The 15,399-nt window shown below is 61.8% G+C and carries 11 protein-coding genes and 1 pseudogene; 4 read left to right on the forward strand and 8 right to left on the reverse strand.

What is annotated here, in order from left to right:
• The first annotated feature begins 41 nt into the window (after positions 1-41).
• From ASG27_RS04660 to ASG27_RS04670, 3 genes are all read left to right on the forward strand, one after another.
• Complete coding sequence (locus ASG27_RS04660) at positions 42-1,583, forward strand: GGDEF domain-containing protein (protein WP_056173897.1); 1,542 nt, start codon at positions 42-44, stop codon at positions 1,581-1,583.
• 185 nt (positions 1,584-1,768) lie between these two features.
• A complete protein-coding gene (locus ASG27_RS04665) occupies positions 1,769-3,334 on the forward strand; it encodes an alkaline phosphatase D family protein (RefSeq protein ID WP_056411720.1) in 1,566 nt (521 codons plus the stop codon).
• Positions 3,335-3,491: 157 nt separating this feature from the next.
• The gene (locus ASG27_RS04670) at positions 3,492-5,357 is read left to right on the forward strand and encodes a gamma-glutamyltransferase family protein (protein ID WP_156370968.1); all 1,866 of its coding nucleotides are present in this window, start codon (positions 3,492-3,494) and stop codon (positions 5,355-5,357) included.
• 307 nt (positions 5,358-5,664) lie between these two features.
• Here ASG27_RS04670 and ASG27_RS26475 read toward each other — a convergent pair whose 3' ends face one another.
• From ASG27_RS26475 to ASG27_RS04680, 7 genes and pseudogenes are all read right to left on the reverse strand, one after another.
• Positions 5,665-5,886 carry a hypothetical protein gene (locus ASG27_RS26475; protein ID WP_156370970.1) on the reverse strand — a complete coding sequence of 74 codons (222 nt, stop codon included), beginning with the start codon at positions 5,884-5,886 and terminating at the stop codon, positions 5,665-5,667.
• A 1-nt stretch (position 5,887) separates the two neighbouring features.
• Entirely contained in the window at positions 5,888-6,610 is a 723-nt protein-coding gene (locus ASG27_RS25730; protein WP_082508986.1) for an RHS repeat-associated core domain-containing protein, read from the reverse strand.
• A gap of 179 nt (positions 6,611-6,789) precedes the next feature.
• The gene (locus ASG27_RS26480) at positions 6,790-7,212 is read right to left on the reverse strand and encodes a hypothetical protein (RefSeq protein ID WP_156371488.1); all 423 of its coding nucleotides are present in this window, start codon (positions 7,210-7,212) and stop codon (positions 6,790-6,792) included.
• Positions 7,194-7,811, reverse strand: coding sequence for an RHS repeat-associated core domain-containing protein (locus ASG27_RS27845; RefSeq protein ID WP_327019743.1), 618 nt, complete (start codon positions 7,809-7,811; stop codon positions 7,194-7,196). The genes ASG27_RS26480 and ASG27_RS27845 overlap by 19 nt, the downstream gene beginning before the upstream one ends.
• Positions 7,774-9,732 carry a hypothetical protein gene (locus ASG27_RS27850; RefSeq protein WP_327019744.1) on the reverse strand — a complete coding sequence of 653 codons (1,959 nt, stop codon included), beginning with the start codon at positions 9,730-9,732 and terminating at the stop codon, positions 7,774-7,776. The genes ASG27_RS27845 and ASG27_RS27850 overlap by 38 nt, the downstream gene beginning before the upstream one ends.
• Positions 9,733-11,307: 1,575 nt before the next feature.
• Positions 11,308-12,114: pseudogene (locus ASG27_RS27960) on the reverse strand (DUF6531 domain-containing protein); the annotation flags it as partial.
• A gap of 523 nt (positions 12,115-12,637) precedes the next feature.
• The gene (locus tag ASG27_RS04680; protein WP_056411724.1) at positions 12,638-13,396 is read right to left on the reverse strand and encodes a sulfite exporter TauE/SafE family protein; all 759 of its coding nucleotides are present in this window, start codon (positions 13,394-13,396) and stop codon (positions 12,638-12,640) included.
• 105 nt (positions 13,397-13,501) lie between these two features.
• Here ASG27_RS04680 and ASG27_RS04685 point away from each other — a divergent pair, with 105 nt between their 5' ends.
• Entirely contained in the window at positions 13,502-14,479 is a 978-nt protein-coding gene (locus ASG27_RS04685) for a LysR substrate-binding domain-containing protein (RefSeq protein ID WP_056411726.1), read from the forward strand.
• 54 nt (positions 14,480-14,533) lie between these two features.
• Here ASG27_RS04685 and ASG27_RS04690 read toward each other — a convergent pair whose 3' ends face one another.
• The gene (locus ASG27_RS04690) at positions 14,534-15,373 is read right to left on the reverse strand and encodes an aldo/keto reductase (protein WP_056411728.1); all 840 of its coding nucleotides are present in this window, start codon (positions 15,371-15,373) and stop codon (positions 14,534-14,536) included.
• Between the last annotated feature and the right edge of the window lie 26 nt (positions 15,374-15,399).

The raw sequence follows: 15,399 nt of genomic DNA on the forward strand, positions 1-15,399 counted from the left end.
ACACTTGGGGACTTCGCCCCCTCAGACCCTGGTGTCAGCACATGGCCGACCGTCCACCCTCCGAAATCGCGCGCGAGACACTCAAGCAGCTGGCCATCCGCCGCTTGCAGCCCACGCCCGACAACTATCTGGCGCTGTATGACGAGATCGCCGAAACCCGCAGCCCGCAGCCCTTTCCCGAGGGGCCGCTGAGCCAGATCCTGCGGGTGCTGCCGGGGCAGACCCCAGCGCAAAAGCGCCTTTTGGGCCAATTCGAGCGGGCAATCATCCAGAAGGACTGGTCGTCGTTGCAAAGCACCATGGTCGGCTACGCCAACCTGGGGCTGAACCCCATGTCGGCCACGGCCACGCCCATCGAGACAGCCGCGGACGCCGCCCCGCCCGCCGCCATCCTGCCCGACGAATTTGCGCAGCTCTTGGCGCGCCTGGTGGACAACGTGCTGCCCGCGCTGGGCGACGACGACGCCCGCGTGATCGAGATGGCGCAGCAGCTCGTCACCTTCCTGCGCGAGCCCGCGCCCCCCATCTCCACCGCCCAGCTCATGCTGGGCAACTTCACCTACCGGCTGTCGTTCGCCACCGAAGAGCAAGGCGCCATCCGCAGCGGCCTGCTGAACCTGCTGCACATGGTGTTCGAGAACATTGCCGTGCTCAGCGCCGAAGACCGCTGGCTGCAGGGCCAGGCCCAGGCGCTGATGGCAGCATCCACCCCGCCGCTGACCCTGCGCCGGCTGGACGACGTGCAGCGCCGCCTGAAGGACGTGATCTTCAAGCAGGCCGAGGCCAAGGCCCGCACGGTGGAGGCGCAGGAGCAGATGAAGGAAATGCTCACCACCTTCATCGAGCGCCTGGCGCGGATCACCGCCTCCAGCACCACCTACCAGGGCACGATGGAGCGCTGCGCCGACCTGATCGGCAAGGCCAACACCATCGAGGAGATCGCCCCGGTGCTGCAGGAGGTGATGAGCGCGACCCGCTCCATGGCCCTGGACAGCCGCGTGACCCACGACGAACTGCAGGACCTGCGCGAGCGCACCGAAGCCAAGCGCGCCGAGGTGGCCAAGCTGCAGGAAGAGCTCGACCGCGCCAGCGCCCAGGCACGGCACGACCCGCTGACCGGATCGCTCAACCGCAAGGGCCTGGACGAGGCGATGGAGCGCGAGATCGCCCGATCGCGCCGCCTGGGCTCGCCGCTGTGCCTGGCGCTGCTCGACGTGGACAATTTCAAGACCATCAACGACCGCCTGGGCCATTCCGGCGGCGACGCGGCCCTGGTTCACCTGGCACAGGTCACGCGCGAGGTCATGCGCCCCCAGGACCTGCTGGCGCGCTATGGCGGTGAAGAATTCGTGCTGGTACTGCCCGACACCACGGTCGACAGCGGCGTGGCCGCCATGACCCGGCTGCAGCGCGAGCTGACCACCCGGTTCTTTTTGCAGGGCACCGAGAAGGTGCTCATCACCTTCAGCGCCGGCGTGGCCCAGCTGGCAGACAGCGAAAGCAGCGCCGACGCCATCCGCCGCGCGGACCAGGGCATGTACCTGGCCAAGCGGTCGGGCAAGAACCGGGTGATGCCGGCGTAGCGGCTCCCCCTGAGTCGCCTGCGGCGCCTTCCCCCAGGGGGACGCCACCCGTGGCCTGGCAGAGCCAGTTCCACGGTGGCACGGGCCTGGGGGCGCGCCGGTATCGACGTCCGCTTGATTAGGATGCTGCTCAAAGCAGCGCCTGCTCGGGCTGCTGTTGCCCATCACCTGAAACGTCACCGACCATGGACCGCCGCGCATTTCTACAACTCGCCGCCTACGCGGCCGCAGCGACTGCCCTGCCCCGCTGGGCGTGGAGCAACGCGCCTTCGCTGTCCACCCACCCGTTCGCGCTGGGCGTGGCCAGTGGCGATCCGGCGCCGGACGGGGTGGTGCTGTGGACGCGCCTGGTGCTGGCCGATGCGGCGCAGCTGCAGGCGGCCCACACCGTGCGGTGGGAGGTGGCGCACGATGCGCGCTTTGCGAAGATCGTGCAAAAGGGCGAGGCGCCTGCCCTGCCGCAGCTGGGCCACAGCGTGCATGTGGAGCTGCGCGGCCTAGCGCCGGGGCGTTGGTACCACTACCGCTTCATGCTGGGCGATGCGGTCAGCGCCGTGGGCCGCACGCGCACCGCGCCTGCGGCGGGCGACCTGCCGGATGCGCTGCGGGTGGCCTTTGCGTCGTGCCAGCGGTGGGAGCACGGCCAGTACGCCGCGTGGCGCCACCTGGCGGCCGACCAGCCCGACCTGGTGCTGTTCCTGGGCGACTACATCTACGAATATGCCACGCCCAAGAATGCATCGGACCTGGCGCGCACCCACACCCTCAAGGTGGCGACCACGCTGGCCGACTACCGCGACCGGTACGCACTGCACAAGAGCGACCCGGCCCTGCAGGCCGCCCATGCCACCTGCCCCTGGGCCGTGACCTGGGACGACCACGAAGTGCAAAACGACTACGCCGCGGGCGCAGGCCGGGGCGACACCCCGCACTTCCTGGCGATGCGCGGCGCCGCGTGGCAAGCGTTCTACGAGAACATGCCCCTGCGCGCCACGAGCCTGGCCCGGCCCTTCCCCGACACCCGGTGGGACGCGCTGCAGGTCTACCGCCGGCTGCGCTGGGGCCGCCTGGCCCACATCCACCTGCTGGACGGCCGCCAGTACCGCACCTGGCAAGCCTGCCGCACGCCCGATTCCGCCAACGCAGGCGCCGTGCGCGCCGGCGCCTGCGCCGAGCTGGCCGACCCGGCCCGCACCTACCTTGGCGCGGCGCAGGAGCAGTGGCTCGACACAGGTCTGGCCAGCGACGCGGCCGCGCCGGACGCCACCCGCTGGAGCTTGCTGGCCCAGCAGACGCTGTTCTCGCCCCGCCACTACCCATCCGGCACGGTGACCACCGACAACTGGGACGGCTACCCCGCCGGCCGCGCGCGCCTGCTGCAATCGGTGGCCCGCCACGCTCCCCGCAACACCGTGCTGCTGGGCGGCGACATCCACCAGAACTATGTATGCCGCGTGCACGCCGACGCAGACCGACCGGATTCTCCCGTCATCGCCAGCGAGTTCTGCGGCACCTCCATCAGCTCGCGCTCGGGCACCACGCAGGACAAGGTGGACGCCGTGGCCCGGCACAACCCCCACGTGCTGCTGGCCCGCTGCGACCTGCGCGGCTACGGCATTGCCGACATCACGCCCGAACGCTGGACCACCACCCTGCGCACCGTGGACGACCCGATGCGCGCGGACAGCGGCGTGAGCACCCTGGCCAAGTTCGTCGTGCAAGACGGGCGCGCCGGGCCCGTGGCGGCGTGAACGCTCCTCTTTTGATAGCTGGTCGCGCTTGTCCAGACAGCGGCAGGGCCATAAAAAGCTTCAAACCCAGCGCCTGTAGCGCAATGTAACGCCGAGCCCTTGCGCGGGCTGAGCACCGTACGATGGCCGCTTCTTGCTTGCCACGAAGGAGAAGCCCATGTCCCCCATCGTCCCGCCGGCCCCGGCATCGTCCCGGCGTTTGCGCCCTGGCCTGATCACCGGCACCGCGCTCGCCGCACTGTTGGCGGGCTGCGCTGGCACCATCAGCCCCTCGCAGTTCGCCTACACCGTGCCGGCCCAGCCGGAGGGCTCGTCGGGCTACACCGAAAAACCGGGCTGGGCCACCGAGAAGTTCGCCGTGGCCGCCGCCAACCCGCTGGCGACCGATGCGGGCTACCAGATCCTCAAGGCCGGGGGCTCGGCCGTGGACGCGGCCATTGCGGTGCAGATGGTGCTGACCCTGGTCGAGCCGCAGTCCAGCGGCATCGGCGGCGGCGCCTTCTTGCTGCACAGCAACGGCAAGGCGGTGGAGGCCTACGACGGGCGCGAGACCGCCCCCGCCGCTGCGGACGAAAAACTCTTCCTCGGCGCCGACGGCAAACCTGTGCCGTTCTACGACGGCGTGGTGGGCGGCCGCTCGGTCGGCGTGCCCGGCACCGTGCGCATGCTGGAGCTGGCGCACAAGCAGCACGGCAAGCTGCCCTGGGCCACACTGTTCCAGCCCGCCATCACCCTGGCCGAGGGCGGCTTCAAGATCAGCGCGCGGCTCAATACCCTGGTGGCGGCGGACCCGCACCTCAAAAAGGACCCGGTGGCCGCCGCCTACTTCTACAAGGCCGACGGCGATGCCCGCGACGTGGGCGTGAACCTGCGCAACCCCGAACTGGCTGCGGTGCTGCGCCGCATCGCCGCCGAAGGCAGCAAGGCCCTGCACGAGGGCGAGATCGCCCAGGCCATCGTCGACAAGGTGCAAAAGCACCCCACCAACCCCGGCAAGCTCAGCTTGGCCGACCTGGCCGGCTACCAGCCTAAAAAGCGCGAGGCGCTGTGCCACGACTACCAGGTCGCCACCAAGGACTTCCGCGTCTGCGGCTTCCCGCCGCCCAGCTCGGGCGCCATCGCCATCGGGCAGATCCTGGGCATCCTCAAGAACACCGACGCCGCCGCCAAGCCGCTTCAGGACGGCATCCCCTCGGCCGACTGGCTGCACCTGTACACCGAGGCTGCGCGCCTGGCGTTCGCCGACCGCGCGCAGTACGTCGCCGACCCCGACTTCGTGCAGCCCCCCGCGGGCAGCTGGAGCAGCCTGCTCGCACCCGCCTACCTGGCCGACCGCGCCAAGCTCATCGGCGCGCAGAGCATGAAGGTCGCGCAGCCCGGCAACCCCGGCGCGGTGAAGACCAGCTACGCGCCCATGCCCGACCAGCCCGAGTACGGCACCAGCCACATCAGCATCGTCGACGCTTTCGGCAACGCAGTGGCCATGACCACCACCATCGAAGACCAGTTCGGCGCGCGGCAGATGGTGACCACCAGCGCCGCACGCAGCGGGGGCTTCCTGCTCAACAACGAACTCACCGACTTCAGCTTCGCGCCCGCCGACGCGCAGGGCCAGCCCATTGCCAACCGCGTGCAGCCCGGCAAGCGCCCGCGCTCGTCCATGGCCCCCACGCTGGTGTTCGACAAGGCCACGGGCGAGCTCTTGATGAGCGGCGGCAGCCCCGGCGGCGCGGCCATCATCCACTACACCGCCAAGACGCTGTACGGCGTGCTCAACTGGGGCCTGATGCCGCAGCAGGCCATCAACCTGCCCAACTTCGGCTCCATGAACGGGCCCACGCTGCTGGAGGAAAAGCGCTTCCCGCCCGCTACTGTGGAAGCCCTGCGCGCCCGCGGCGCCGAAGTGCGCGAGATGAACATGACCAGCGGCCTGCAGGCCATCACCCTGGGCAACGCCCATGGCAAGAAGCTGTGGATGGGTGGCGCCGACCCACGGCGCGAGGGTGTGGTGATGGGGGACTGAGGAAGGCCCCACTTGCAATAAATAAAAAATCCACGCAATTTTCACTGATCATTAATTTACTCGCAATCCAAGAGGATTTAATTTAAGTATTTTTCACACAACTTTCTACTACCATCATAAGAACGCTTTATTCGACAAACATTTTCAATCAATGCAATCACAGGGAGAAAATTGCCATGCCTTGCACCAACCAAAAATTCCTTCAATTGCATCCCCTTAAAATCTTTAAAATCCATACCTCTTGATTTCTGATCAACCATAATATCCAACCCTTTTAAACACATCGACTCAGACTTACTTCCTGGTTTTATTTTTTTCCATCGATAGTCAAAATAGGATGCCCTCTACCCAACGAAGCATCGAATTTTATTATAGATTTCTTGCGATAACCATCCTCAACCTCAACCATTACAGAGCCACCATCAGGATATATTTCACCACCACTAAAAACGCTTGTCAAAACACAACGTCCCGCTTGAGCAAACACGGTAAATGTCATTGATATAGAAAGAAAGACTGCGGATTTCATGCTATTTTTTACCCGGCAAAAATGTAATCGGATTCGATGGAACAGCACGACCATTCTTAGGATCAAACGTTATTTTTGTCGGAAACCCTGTAACATTTACATTTACATTTAATTTTTCACTCAATTTTTTGGCGATAGAATCTTCACCTGCAGCAGTCTCGCATCCGTAGAGGATAATCGGCATTCCAGACTTCCAACGCCCACTATCCTGAATAAATTTTGCCAACTCATCTGCATTCATAGCATTTCTGCTATCAAAAAGGAAACCGCCTTTGCTATCATCTGCTATTGCACTGTTATTTGCATGCGCAAAAATTAGCAACTCCCCTTGGCGGTCAGGAAAAGTATTAGCCATCATATATAGCCCCTTTTGATTAATCAGTATGGAGTTTGGATTAAATAAATTCATTTTATCCAGGCCATACTTATCCCAATAACTCAAAGGATCGGCGCCCACATATCCAAACCGATTCCACCCACCCTCCAATCCAATAGGATCAGCCTGCGTATACCGCCCGCCGTTCTTTGGGTCATAGCTGCGGAAGTGGTTGTAGTGCAGCCCGCTCTCCTCGTCAAAGTACTGCCCCGGATACCGCAGGTTGTATTGCACCAGCGGGCTCGTGAACCGCGCGGCCGCCGTCGTCGGTGCGTCATCCCCGAACGCGCTGTACGCCCATTGCCAGCTACTTTGCAGTCTTCCTGCGTCAGGCGTCAGAGAGGGGATTGGGCACCGTAGCGATCAGCACCGAGCCATTAGCATGGACGTTACCCATGCTGAGCAACGAGGGTTAAAACAGTGGCGTGTTTGATCAGCACAAGCAAAAAATAGAGCGCCGAGTGGTCATTTCCAATAACAACATCGTCATGGGCAATTAAATCTAAAATCGGGCGCACAATCAAAAATCACTTACTCCGTAACAATTCATTTTGATAATCAGATCCACAGAGAGTTGGCTTTGCCTCAACTGGATGCACGATGCAACTCCACGTCACCCCCTCCCGATCTATAGTCGGCTCTTGCACCAAAATCACCGCAAATTTGGTATTTTTAATTATAATAACACCACCCGAAGTCACCCATCCAAAGTCAAACTTCATAGAGGCCAAGCCAGATGGCGGATCCAGTTGCAATCGACCGGCCTGTGGTACAGATTTCCCAGGAGACGCCATTAATGATTTGGCAATTTCAATCTTTAATGATGCGGTGTGAGCCACAGAAAGACTTACAAAGTTTTTGGGTGTAAATTCATCTGCGGATTTACACCCCAACAGCATCACAAGCAATATCAAAGAAAAATATGATTTAATTATCGAACGCATGAACACCCCACATCACCAGTCACCAAAGAATCCCGATACCGCCTCAAAAAATCTGGCGTAATCATAGCCTCAGCCCTTTCATCAATTAGCCGATGGAAATACCCCAAAGGATTTCCCATACGAAAACTATTACTCAGAATTCTACTCCCCACCCCTTCGTTAACATGAAGCATTTCATGAGCAATCGTTTGCAAGAATAGATCTACAGCATATTCATTATGCTGATAAATGGAAATGTCACTATTTCCATAATTTCTTGAATTTAGTTGAATATTGTTTTTCCAATCCGTCAACCCAGGGGCTTTCTCACCGAGATCAGTCATCGCAATCGAATTGGGCAACTTAGGAAAGACATCAGAATTTGCACATCTGAGTGCCAACACTGCTTTTCGAATTTCCTCATCTGTGGCCAAACCTAGCCTATCGGCATAGGAGATTGAATTACCATCTACGTAGCCAAACTTGTTAAATCCCCCATATAGTCCAATAGGATCAGCCTGCGTATACCGCCCCCCGTTCTTTGGGTCATAGCTGCGGAAGTGGTTGTAGTGCAGCCCGCTCTCCTCGTCAAAGTACTGCCCCGGATACCGCAGGTTGTATTGCACCAGCGGTTGTTTCGCTCGTGAACCGCGTGGCCGCCGTCGTCGGCGCGTCATCCCCGAACGCGCTGTACGCCCACTGCCAGGCCACCTGGCCATCTTCCTGTGTCAGCCTTCGGGGCGTGTTCAGGTGGTCCGCATGCACCGCGTACTGCCGGCCTTCACCCACCACCGCGATCGGCATCGCGCCGTTGGCTGTGGGCAGCCAGATGTGCTGTGCTCCCTTTGTCGGGGCCGTCGCCGGGTTGGCCTCCATGGGGTATTCGCCCAGCAGGCTGCCGTCTTCTGCGTACACGAACGCCCGGCCCTGGGCTTGGGTAGCGTCCGTCTCCGGACTCCACAGGCGTAGCCAGAAATCCGTAAGACTCTTTAGCACTTTGGTCGTTAAACCGACAATTTGATCTTTGTCGGGGCGGTCACTGTTGACAACGTCATCCCCTAACAAAGGTATGTCAGGCAGCGCCGGACTCGGACTCGGACTCGGACTCGGGGCCGGACTCGGACTCGGACTCGGACTCGGACTCGGACTCGGACTCGGACTCGGACTCGGACTCGGACTCGGACTCGGACTCGGGGCCGGGGCCGGGTCAGTACTGCTGTTTTCGCTGTTGGTGCCGGCGCCACCAACGACCACTGCGGTCTTGAACACCCGTAGGCCCAGCGCGTTGTGCGCGTACTGCACGCTGGAAGCTCCTGCCCCCGTGCCCAGCGTCACCCGCTCCAGCCGGCCTTCGCTGTCGTACTGGTAGCCGTGCAGGCCGTCTCCCTGCTGGTTGCCCGCCGCGTCGTAGCTGTAGGCCACGCTGGTTTTGGCGGTGCTGACCTGGCCGGTGGCAGGGTCCGTGGCGCTTTGTGTTTGCGCAAAGCCCAGCAGCCGGTTGTGGCTTGCGCTGGTGCTGTAGCTGCGGCTGGTCACCGTGGGCTTGCCCGCCAAGGTGCGCTCGCTGGTGCTGCCCGTGCGGTTGCCGTTGGCGTCGTATTGGTACGTGGTGCTGTCCGCTCCAGCTCCGGCAATGGCTTGGCGGGTAAAGCCCGTGATGCGGCCCGTGCTGCTGTATTGCACGTTCCAAGTCACGGGGGACTCTTGCACTGTCTGATCCAGCGGATTGGCGCTGGCCGGGGCCCACAGGTTCTGCGTCAGGCTGTTGATGCGGCCCGCTGCGTTGTATTGGTAGCTGCTGAAGTCGGTGGTGGTCAGCTGGCCCGCGGTGTTGTAGCTGCGCGCCACGCTCAGGCTGGTGCTGCCCTGGCTGCCTTGCAGGTTCCAGGTCCAGCCGGTGGGCTGGCCCAGCGGGTTCCAGGTGATGCCGCTGACCAGGGGCTGGTTGTTCCAGGTCAGGGCGGTGAGCTGGCCGGTGCTGTCGTACTGGTGCTGCAGTACTTTGCCGTCGGGGTAGGTGATGCTGGCCAGCAGGCCGCTCGGGGCGTAGCTGTAGCCCACGGTGCTGGTGTGCCCATTCTTCAGTTGCTGGGTCTTGCGCACGACGCGGCCGTGCCAGTCCCGCTGGTAGCTGGTGGTGCCGCTGGCGTCCACGATCTCGCTCAGCGATCCTTTGCTGGCGTTGGGCTGGCCGCTCTGGTTGTAGGCGCTGCCGGGCAGGTCGTAGCGCAGGGTGGTGGTCTGGCTGGCTACGCCTGTTCCACCTGCGCCACCGGCGTGGGTGATGCTGGTGGGCCGTCCCAGGCTGTCGCGCACGATGGTGGTGGCCCGCCCCAGGGCGTCCGTGATGCTGCTGGGCAGGCCCAGCGCGTCGTACTGGGCGCTTTGGGTGCCGGCGTCCGGGCTGGCCTCGGTCTTGGCGTTGCCCAGGGCGTCGCGCTCGTAGGTGGTGGCTACGCCCTTGAAGTCGCTGGCCTGGGTCACGCTGTCCAGTGCGTTGTAGGTCAGACTGGCTGTGGCGCTTTGCGCATCGGTGATGGCTTGCACCCGGCGGAGGACGTCCAGCCCGTATTGCGTGGTTTCACCCAAGCCATTGGTGGTACTTACAAGGCTGCCATTGGCGTCAAAACCAAAGCGGGTAGAAGTTGGCGCCGAGGCGCCGCCACCCACCGTGAGCGTATCGAGACGGTTCAGGGCATTGATGACGCGAGCGACTTTCCATGCCACCCGATTTTGTGAGTCGGTGATACTTTCGTTGACTCTGTTACCCATGTCGTCCAAAGCGTAGATTGCACTGACGCCGCGATTGTCACTCCATGCGGTAAGCCGCTGAGCGGCGTCATAGCTATAGGTGATTTGGTAGCCAGACGGCGTCTTCACCGTGGCAAGTTGTCCACTGCGTCGATAGGTATATGCCGTTACCAAATTGCCACGCTGTACGCGCGCCATGCGGCCGCTGACATGGTATTCGTAAGCACTTACCAGCCCTGTCGCAGAGACGTGCGTGAGTACGCGACCAGCCGCATCATGTGTATAAACATCAACAAGACCCGACGCGGTCGAAGACCGGGTCAAGTTGCCGGCACTGTCGTATTCATACTTAGTAGTGGCGCCATTGGGGCTGGTCTCACTGGCAACCAGACCGTTCGAGTGGTATGTCCAGCTCGTAGTGTGAGATGCGCCGCCAACTTCCGCTTCTGCAACCGTTCGGCTTAATAGGTTGCCCAAGCTATCGTAGTTGTAGTTGATGACTCGGCCCGAATCTCGCTCGGTGACGGGAAGCCGCCATTGCGGATGCCACGTGATGCTGGTTGTACGGGATTCGGGCCACCCGAAACCTTCCGTTTTGCTGAGTAACAGGCGACGATTGTTATCCCATGTGTATCGTGTTCTGCCATTCAGGTTGAAATCGATTTCAAGTTCAACCAAGCCGTTGGGCAAAAGCACTCTCTGAGAGGCATCTCGCTGCCCTGTACCGGAAGGCGCGGTACTAGAAGTAACGACAAGCTCATTGCTCTTTGAACTGTATGTGTAAGTACGCTTTTGACCCAGGGGGTCTGTGACAACGGCCTTTTTCCCCGGCTGACTGTTAAGAGCATCCCCATAAATGACGCTATATTTATTAACACCCCCGGCGAATTCGGTCGATATTGCGTAGCCTCTGGAATCATAACCAATGTTGGCATAGCGATCCCCTTGTATGCTGATGCCCGTCAAAAGTTCTGGATTTTCAGGGCTCTCGTAGTGATAGTCACGAATACTGCCATCCGGATGTTTAACCGCTTTCAACCTCGCATTCGTATCATAAGAATATGACACAACCCCATCGGGGCTAGAGACGCCAATCAACCGTCCGCCGGAGTCATAAATAAAATTCAGTAATTTTCCAAATTGATTCCGAACTTGAATTAATTTACTGGCAGCATCATAACTGTAAGAAAGCATCCAGCCATTACGTTGGACAATCGTTTGCAACCTGCCGCTCGCATCGAAATTGTAGACGCTGTCATCTGCAAGAGTAAGGAGACTCCAGCCAGAAGCAGTTCTAGCAAGCGTATCGAAACCGGAGACTGCAATCCAAGCACCTTTTGCAGGGTAAGTGTCGCGCATGAACATAAGTCGCTGCCCGGCCGGCAGTTCAACATCTACTGAATGCTCCGCACTTTGCTGCAATCGAGCAAAATGATTGTGGCGCCATCCCCGGCCCATGGCTCCCACGGTGCCCGCAGCGTCCCGAGCCCATCCACTCAAGTAGATACGAGACAGTTGCAATCCATGCGGAGAAGCATCTGAATAATCAATCTCCTTGTTCATCTCATCCCCCGACGCCGGGAGAATGGGCTTACCCTCAAAACTGCCGTCGGGGCGGCATGAGCGGGGGCCGCCAGATCGAGGCTCGTTGGGCGGTGGTTCGTTGGATCCGGGTCCGCTGGGCCCTGTCGAATATGGAGGTTTATCGGGAGGCGGAGCACTGGGTGGAGAGGGCACATCTCTGCGCTCACACCACTCCAAGGAATTGTCATCCGGCGTCCACTCATGTCGGTGCGCCCATCGATCCGTTGAACCGGGGCTGTCTGGCACAGGAATTCCAGGGCAAACAGCGATTCTCCATATAGCTCGAAGAGACGTACTCATGTAGACACCATCAAGTATGATGTCATATTTAAAATAGCGATTGAGCCCATTTACAGTGAGATCATCCGTTTGGGCTTGGAGATTATTTAAAACATAGCTTATATCTGAAGAATACCCAGCAACCCTCTGGTAAATTTCTTCATACTGCAACGCAGCATCAGGCGAATCAAAGCACACTGCAGACCCCGCACCAGGCGTGCAGAACTTATAATTTGGCAAAATTTTTATTGACTGCGCCGAAGCATCGAGAAAAACCACAAAAAAGCAAAAGCCGAATAAATAATTTTTCCTCATAAACCCTCTTAAAATACCCACATATTACCCACCGTATGAACTCTAGTTATGCACCTATCCAGCGTAAATATAACTAGCATTGGAAAGTTATGAGTGACGCCAAAGACACACAAAGTAACCAGATGTTTTATTGCGAATGACAAAGCTTAAGGGTCTATCTATCTAAAAAATTCGCAGTACATGATAAGTTCCGAGGCAAATGGAGCGCCGAGTAACAGTAGGGACTGCTGTCGCGTCGCGTACACCCTCCACTTCAGGCACCACCACCCAACGCATTTAGAGCAAAAAATAATAAAAAACCAAATTTTTCGCCATTTAACACATTACATACAGCACATCACCCGGGGGCATTCAAGAGTGATTGCGATCACGCAAGCTTTCACCCACGCACTGGACCGTTCCATCGAGGCAATGGGTATGGTGCCAGTGCCTCAATCTTTCAAACTAGGTCTCTTTGGCTGACAGAAGCCCACGGCGGCCACTGAGGCATACAGGGTCAGTATTCCAATGGCCTGCGCATAGGTCATGCCAGCCGCGCCAGCACCTTCGGCACGCTCGCCACCAGCATCGCCACCCCCGACAGCGTCAGCATGCCCAGCACGATCTGCCGGAACCGCGCGTCGCTGATGCCGTGGTACAGCCGGGCGCCCAGCAGCGTGGGCACCAGCATGGCGGGGACCACGATGGCCAGCAGGGGCAGGGCCTCGCGGTTGATCAGGCCTGTGGCCGCGTAGGTGCCGAAGGTCACCAGCAACATCGCCAGGTTGAAGTTCTGGATGATGGCGCGCTGCACGTCCTTGTCCATGCCGCGCAGGGTGCACCACAGCGTGGGCAGCACGCCGGTGAAGCCGCCCAGGCCGCCCATCACCCCGCCGGCCAGGCCCACCACCGCGTCCGCCACACGCCCGCCGCGGGTGATGCGGGGCAACTGTTTGGCCATCAGCATGGCCGGGCACCACAGCACCAGCAGCGTGCCCAGCACGAGCTTGAAGGCGTCCATGTCCAGGCGTGGCAGCACGGCCACGCCCAGCGGAATGCCCGCCAGGCCGCCCAGCACGAACGGCAGCAGCCGCGCCTTGTCAAAACCCCGGCGCACCGAGAATGCCGCCACCAGCTGGCCGGTGAGTGCGCCGCACACCGTCAGCACCGCGCCCAGGCGCGGCTCCAGCGTCCAGGCCCAGAACGACATGGCCACCATGCCAAAGCCAAAGCCCGACAGGCCCTGCACAAAGCCCGCCGCCACGGCCCCCAGGGCCACCACCCACAGCACTGATGAGTCCATCACCTTCCCCTCCGTTGTTGCCGTGCATTGTGGAGAGTTCTCATAAGCAAAGCATCAGCAATTAATATCAAACCATATTGATTTACCAATAGCCCGAAACCAGCCATGCCTGCGCATCTGCCCCTCGACCCCGACGCCATCCACGCCCGCTTGGCCTCGCGCCTGAAGATGCGCCACCTGGTGCTGCTGCAGCAGATCGAGGCGCATGGCACGCTCACCCGCGTAGCGCACCACATGGCCACGAGCCAGCCGGCCATCACCCATGCGCTGGCCGAGCTGGAGGCGATCTTCGGCGCGCCGCTGTTCGAGCGGTCCACGCGCGGCATGGTGCCCACGGCGCTGGGCACCGTGGCGCTGGCCCGTGCGCGCACCCTGCTGCAGGACCTGGGCCACTGGGCGCGCGACATGGAGGCCGCCAGCGCTGGCCGCGCGGCGCACCTGCAGGTGGGCGTGATCCCGTTCGTGCCGGGGCGCCTGCTGGCTGCGGCCATCGGCCAGACGCGGCCCCGCGGCCTGCGCGCCACGGTGAGCATCCACGAAGGCACCAGCGACCACCTGCTGCAGCGCCTGCGCGGGCACGAGCTCGACTGCGTGGTCGGCCGCACCTCCGCCGTGCTCGACATGCACGGGCTGGTGCACGAGGTGCTCTACCACCAGGAGCCGCGCCTCATCGCGCACCGCCGCCTGTCGGCGCGCTTGGCCCGCAAGCCCCTGGCCTGGGCCGAGCTGGCCGACCTGGACTGGGTGCTGGGCGCGCGGCAGACGCCCATGCGCGAGCAGATCACCGACTTCTTCCTGCGCGCGGGCGTGGTGCCGCCGCAGCCCTATGTGGAAAGCCTGTCGTCCAAAGTCATCGGCGAACTGGTGGCGGCCAGCGAACGGGCCGTGTCCATCGTGCCGGCCGACATCGCCCAGGAGCTGGTGCGCATCGCCGGCGTCGCCATCGTGCCGCACCGCTTCGGCTGGACGCTGCCGCCCATCACGCTGTTCCAGCGGCAGCGGGACGCGCAGCATGCCGAGGTGGCGCAGTTTGCGCAGGCGCTGCGCGAGGCGGCGGCTGCTTTCACGGCGGAGCACGCCTGACGCGGAAGGGGCTGGCAAGGCAGCCCCTGCTGTACCAAGCAGGCTGGCCTGCGGTCAGAACGCCGCGGTCGCGGGGTGCGGGCCGATGCGCCCCTCGGAATCGTTCAGCCCGGCTATCGCCGCCATGTCACCCGCATCCAGGGTGAAGCCGAACACGTCGGCGTTCTCTGCAATGCGGCCTGCGTTCACCGACTTGGGAATCACCACGTGCCCCATCTCGATGTGCCAGCGCACGATGACCTGGGCGGGCGTCTTGCCGTGCTTCCTGGCAATGGCCACGATGGCTGGGTCGGCCAGCAGCTGGCCCTGCCCCAGCGGGCTCCAGGCCTGCGTGGCAATGCCGTGGGCGGCGTGGTAGTCGCGCAGCGCATGCTGCTGGAACCGTGGGTGCAGCTCGATCTGGTTGAGCACGGGCTTGACGCCGGTCTCCTGCACCAGGCGGTCCAGGTGCTCGGGCTCGAAATTGGAGACCCCGATGGAGCGTACGCGGCCTTCGGCCTGCAGCCGCACGAAGGCGCGCCAGGTGTCCACATACAGGCCCCGCGCCGGGCATGGCCAGTGGATGAGGTACAGGTCCAGCTGCTCCAGGCCCAGCAGCTTCATGCTGGCATCGAAGGCGCGCAGCGTGGTGTCCAGGCCCTGCTCGGCGTTCCAGAGCTTGGTGGTGATGAAGACGTCGCCCCGCGGCACGCCACTGGCGCGCAGGCCTTCTCCCACACCCGCCTCGTTGCCATAGATAGCGGCCGTGTCGATATGCCGGTAGCCGGCGTCCAGCGCGGCTTTCACGGCCTGCGCCGTTTCGTCGGCCGGGGTGCGCCAGACGCCCAGGCCGAGTTGCGGGATGGATCGCCCGTCGTTGAGCGCAAGGGTGGGGTGCGGATGCGGCTGGGTCATCGTCTGGGTCCGTGATGTCGGTGGTT

The sequence above is a fragment of the Acidovorax sp. Leaf191 genome (assembly GCF_001424425.1).
Lineage (GTDB): Bacteria > Pseudomonadota > Gammaproteobacteria > Burkholderiales > Burkholderiaceae_C > Acidovorax.